Source organism: Rhodovulum sp., assembly GCF_011048875.1.
In the GTDB taxonomy this organism is placed as follows: Bacteria; Pseudomonadota; Alphaproteobacteria; order Rhodobacterales; family Rhodobacteraceae; genus Rhodovulum; species Rhodovulum tesquicola.
Genome location: NZ_DSDD01000330.1, coordinates 1 through 3,589, shown reverse-complemented (window position 1 = coordinate 3,589; position 3,589 = coordinate 1). Strand labels below are relative to the sequence as shown.

The window sequence follows — 3,589 nt, the reverse complement described above, 5'->3', positions numbered from 1 at the left end:
GCCTCCTGCGGTGATGGCCATTGAGGGCAGGCTGTTCGAGTTGCACCCAGCAGAAAACTATACCGATTACAGGATGTTCGTGGATCGGAAGTTTGCCGAATCCCAATCGATCTCGCGTCTGCGAGACCTGGTAAAGGGACGCCGCTGTCTGATGCTGGATGTCGGGATGAATTCTGGGCTGTTCACGTTGGCGCTTGCCCCCGAGATGGCTCCTGAATCGCGCGTTGTGGGAGTGGAGGCGAACGCCTCGCTACGCCCGCGCATCGAGCGCAACCTGGCGCTCAATTCCCTCGGAAATATTGTCGACGTGCACTATTGCGCTGTCGGCGCGGAACCCGGCATTGCTCGGCTCCGGATCGATAGCCGCAACCTTGGTGCTTCGACCGTGCTTTCAGACGGGGAAAAGGGCATTAAGGTGCCAATGCGTCGATTGGCCGATATTACGCCCGAGGACCCCGAAGCCGAACTCTTTCTCGTAAAGATCGATATCGAGGGATCCGAGGATGCGGCTCTTGTTCCGTTTCTGAACCGGCCGGATGGCCGTTTGCCCGATTACATCATGCTTGAGGTCTTGCATAAGGACCACTGGAAGTTGCCATTGGAACAGACACTGGCCGAAAGGGGATATCACGCGGTCTATTCTGGCGAGGGTAACACCCTGTTCGCGCTGAACGCGGGCTGATCGGCTCGTGCAACTGCCGCTCGGGACAAGGAGTTCCTGGCGGGTGCGCAAGTGAAAGAAGGCATCACAAATGGTCGAACTCACTCTCCCCAAGAACTCGGTGATCCGCGGCGGCAAGATCTGGCCGAAACCGGCAGGCGCCACCAATCTGCGCGAGTTCCGCATCTATCGCTGGGATCCCGACAGCGGCGAGAATCCGCGGGTGGATACCTATTTCGTCGATCTCGATACCTGCGGGCCGATGGTCCTGGACGCGCTGATCAAGATCAAGAACGAGATCGACCCGACGCTGACCTTCCGCCGCTCCTGCCGCGAGGGGGTCTGCGGCTCTTGTGCCATGAATATCGACGGGATCAACACGCTGGCCTGCACCTGCGGCATGGCCGAGATCAAGGGGCCGGTGAAGATCTACCCGCTGCCGCATATGTCGGTGGTCAAGGATCTGGTGCCGGATCTGACCCATTTCTACGCCCAGCACGCCTCGATCATGCCCTGGCTGGAGACCGAGACCAACGAGCCGGTCAAGGAATGGCGCCAGTCGCCCGAGGACCGCAAGAAGCTGGACGGGCTTTACGAATGCATCATGTGCGCGTCCTGCTCGACGGCCTGCCCGTCCTACTGGTGGAACGGCGACAAGTATCTGGGACCGGCCGCGCTGCTGCATGCCTATCGCTGGATCATCGACTCGCGCGACGAGGCGACGGGCGAGCGGCTGGACCAGCTTGAGGATCCGTTCAAGCTCTATCGTTGCCACGTGATCATGAACTGCACCAAGACCTGCCCCAAGGGTCTGAACCCGGCCAAGGCGATTGCCGAGATCAAGAAGATGATGGTCGAGCGCGCGATCTGAGGCGACGCGCCTCAGTCCAGCGCCGTCGCCGCCAGCGTCGCGTAGTCGATCGACCAGCGCTGCGCGCGGCTGGGGCAGCAATGCGGATCGTCCGGGCCGGGCATCGAGGTGGTCAGTTCCATCCGCTCGGCATGGAAGACCGGCGCGCGCGGCTCGGTGCCGAAAAGTCCCGAGACCGGCCCGGCATAGCGCAACCCCTCCGCGTCGCGGGCATAAAGCCCGGCATGGATCGTGAAGCCGCTGGCTGAGCCGGGGATATGGGCATAAAGCACCGCCAGCGCGCGCATCGCCTGTGCCGGATCGGCATGGTCGGGCATCCAGTAGCTGCCGAGGTTCTCGCCGCCGGGGGCCAGGTCGCGGATCAGGGCGCTGTCCAGATCGCCCCAGTCCTGCGCGCAGGCGGGACCGGCCAATGCGATCAGGCAGCAGGCAAGCAGGGTCCTCATGGCCGCGCTCCTCCGGTGTTGGCAAAAGGGTGTCGGCGCGCCCGCGCCCTGTCAAGCCCAGCCCCGGAGGACCGATGCCCGAAACGCCCCCCGATGCCGCCGCCCGCCGCACCGCGCCCCCGGTGATCTGCTACCCGCCCGACACGCTGCCCGCGCCCGATCTGGCGCTTTACGCCCGCGCGCGCGACGGCGCGGCAAAGACGGCCGAATTGCTGCTGCCCCCGCGCGCGGCGCGCTATCCCTGTACCAATGCGCTGCTGACCGGCGGGCAGTATCACCACCATTGCCATTCCAACCTGGTCCGCGCGCTGGCCGCCGAAACCGGCCTGACCCCGGATGCGGCCGAGCCGCATGTCCATGACGTGCTGAACCTGTTCATGTGCACGGGCTTCGCCCGCGACAGCCAGCGCTATTTCACCAAGGCCAGCCCCGCGCGCGCGGGCGATCATGTCGAGGTCTTCGCCGAGATCGACCTTCTGGGCGCGCTCTCGGCCTGCCCCTGGGGCGATTGCGGCACCAACAGCCCCATGACCGCCACCTGCCACCCGCTTCTGGTCGAGATCCTCGCGCCCGCCCCCGGCGCGCTGGCAAGATGGCGCCCGCCCGCACCCGCCCCCTATGACCGCAGTCACGGGCTCTGAGCCTCGGGGTTTCTTCTTGGTGAAAATACCCATGTCGCGCCGTTTCCACAGGCGCTGCGCTCAGGCGAAGGCGGCGTCCAGCGCAATCTCCACCATGTCCGCGAAACCCTGTTCGCGGGCCTCGGGCGGCAGGGCGGCCCCGGTCGGCAGATGGTCGGATACGGTCAGAACCGCCAGCGCCCGTGCCCCATGCCGGGCGGCCAGGATATATAGCTCGGCCGCTTCCATCTCGACCGCCAGAACCCCGTGGCGGGTCATCTGGTCGTTCAGGTCGGGGCGTTCGTCATAGAACACGTCCGACGAATAGATGCCGCCCACATGGGCCGCGATGCCGCGGGCGGTGGCGGCGGCATGGGCGGCGGAGAGCAGGCCGAAATCGGCGCAGGGGGCATAGTTCAATTCGCGAAAGACGCCGCGCGAGGGCGTGGACAGCGTCGAGGCCGTCATCGCCAGCACGATGTCGCGCAAGCCCACATGGGCCTGCATCGAACCGGCCGAGCCGATGCGGATCAGCGTCTTCGCGCCGTAATCGCGGATCAGTTCGTTGGCATAGATCGACAGCGAGGGCATGCCCATGCCGCTGCCATGGATCGTCACGCGGTTGCCGCGCCAGAGCCCGGTAAAGCCCAGCATGCCGCGCACGCGGTTGATGCAGACCGGATCGCTCAGGAAGGTCTCGGCCGCCCATTGCGCGCGCATCGGATCGCCGGGCAGCAGCACGGTTTCGGCGATCTCGCCGGGTTTCGCGCCGATATGAATGGTCATGGGGCCTCCGTTCCGGTCGACGCAGGCTAGCGCGGGCGCGGACCTGCGGCAATCCGCATGGCGCGAAGGGGCCGACAGCGAACGGGCGGTCTACCCGGCGGGCCAGCCTTCGGACCGGAGCCGGACACAGGCATTCGGTCCCTTGGGATCGAGCAGGTAGAGGTTCGGCCGCTTGCCCAGATAGCCGCGCCAGGTCTTTTCGGGC

At 65.6% G+C, this 3,589-nt stretch carries 5 protein-coding genes; 3 read left to right on the top strand and 2 right to left on the bottom strand.

The annotated features are described in order from the left end of the window. Nucleotides 1–682, top strand: a 682-nt coding sequence (locus ENN83_RS11640) for an FkbM family methyltransferase (RefSeq protein ID WP_287187221.1), incomplete at its 5' end; no start/stop codon positions are given. A gap of 70 nt (nt 683–752) precedes the next feature. Next, nucleotides 753–1,532: a succinate dehydrogenase iron-sulfur subunit gene (locus ENN83_RS11635; protein ID WP_287187219.1), complete on the top strand. Its 780-nt coding sequence runs from the start codon at nt 753–755 to the stop codon at nt 1,530–1,532. 11 nt (nt 1,533–1,543) lie between these two features. On the opposite strand, the gene ENN83_RS11630 is transcribed toward ENN83_RS11635, so the two are convergent. Next, a complete protein-coding gene (locus ENN83_RS11630; protein ID WP_287187218.1) occupies nt 1,544–1,978 on the bottom strand; it encodes a hypothetical protein in 435 nt (144 codons plus the stop codon). 74 nt (nt 1,979–2,052) lie between these two features. On the opposite strand from ENN83_RS11630, the gene ENN83_RS11625 reads away from it, so the two are divergent. After that, complete coding sequence (locus tag ENN83_RS11625; RefSeq protein ID WP_287187217.1) at nt 2,053–2,619, top strand: DUF1989 domain-containing protein; 567 nt, start codon at nt 2,053–2,055, stop codon at nt 2,617–2,619. A gap of 60 nt (nt 2,620–2,679) precedes the next feature. Here ENN83_RS11625 and deoD read toward each other — a convergent pair whose 3' ends face one another. After that, nucleotides 2,680–3,384: a purine-nucleoside phosphorylase gene (gene deoD, locus ENN83_RS11620; RefSeq protein ID WP_287187215.1), complete on the bottom strand. Its 705-nt coding sequence runs from the start codon at nt 3,382–3,384 to the stop codon at nt 2,680–2,682. Between the last annotated feature and the right edge of the window lie 205 nt (nt 3,385–3,589).